Source organism: Bacillus sp. 05T21 (genome assembly GCF_056396785.1).
On record NZ_JBFTMD010000080.1, the window covers coordinates 1 to 1,334 of the forward strand.

General features: G+C 32.8%; 2 protein-coding genes. Both read right to left on the bottom strand.

Annotated features, from left to right (window positions below; translation table 11 throughout):
• Positions 1-580 (bottom strand): thiol-activated cytolysin family protein (locus AC1DKZ_RS32725; RefSeq protein WP_476997964.1); only part of this gene is annotated, 580 nt, incomplete at its 3' end.
• Positions 581-909: 329 nt separating this feature from the next.
• On the bottom strand, positions 910-1,334 hold a 425-nt coding region (locus tag AC1DKZ_RS32730), incomplete at its 5' end, for an IS6 family transposase (protein WP_476997965.1).

A 1,334-nucleotide genomic window follows, 5' to 3' on the forward strand; every position in this document is an offset into this window, starting at 1 on the left:
ATTCTGTATACTGCATTCTTGCAGGTAACGTATGTGTTTTTGAATATTTTTCATTCCAAGTAGATACTAATTCATCTACTGCTCCAGACACATTACCATATGTAGGATTTTGGACAGTAATTGTATTTTCTTTTCTCATGCCAGGTAAATCTATACTAATATTCAAAGGCTTTCTCTTAGCCACTAATAAACTAGGTTGATTATCTGCAAAAGCTTTATTTGCAAGTTGTACTGCTCCTGGATAAGTGCGATTCGCCACAGAATCAATAATCGAAATATCGACTGGTGAAGTTGTAAGTGATTTTTTCTCACGTTCAACTACTACAAATTTACCATTTGAATTTGTACTTTCTTTCGGAACAAAACTCTCTACTTTATCCCCATTTACTGCTAAAACCTCTTGATTGTTATACTTTAGATTTGTTATGCCAGTATCAATGTCAATAGCTTGTTTTGGTGCATTAGCTGAATTACTTTTAGGTGTTTCAGCGAAGGAAATAGATGAATAATTAATAGTGCAAAAGCCAATTAATAAACTTGCTAGTAATTTTTTTCCTTTAGTATTTTTGGTAGTCTTCAAAAAAATCAACTTCTTCCTTTTTTTCGTATTAAGGTATGATAATTATTTATAAATAATTGCTAAATAATGAACTTACATAAATGCTTTTAAAAGTTCTTGAACTAATGGGAGTACTCCACCTACAAATTTTAAAATTGTCATTGCGATTGTCATATTATTTCCTCCTCTTTTGTTGTTGCTAAGATGTGATTTATCTTTATGCTTTCATTATAGTAAGCGCTTACATTTTTATCAATACATTATTATATGCAATATTGCATATGAGGGTTCTGGTGCAAATACTTAGGAAAGATATAAAGAGGCGAAAAATTTCCTAGTGGAATCTAGTCCTAAGCAACAATTCCAAATAGTTGATGGATGAACTTCACTTGATTTTGGACAGACTTGTCCAGTAAAATAAGTTGCCCTTTTTTTACCATATGCTTAGCTTCTATTCCAGAAATAATGGATGTAGCTGTGCGGAAGGATTTCAATCCTAACATCGAACGAACTCGCTTTTTAATAAACCGATGAACTTGTTCCACTATGTTATTGAGATATTTCACTTGCCTTAGTTGGATGCCTAATGGCATCTTTTTTTCTTTTCTCAATTCTTCAACTGCTATAGGATAAGCTGGATTCTTATCTACTGTCACGACACGAGGCTCAGAAATATGAAAAGACTGCAAAGCTTTCTTGAAGAATCGCTTTGCAGCCTTGTGGTTTCTTGCTTTGCTTAGGTAAAAATCAATGGTATTTCCTTTCGAATCGACAG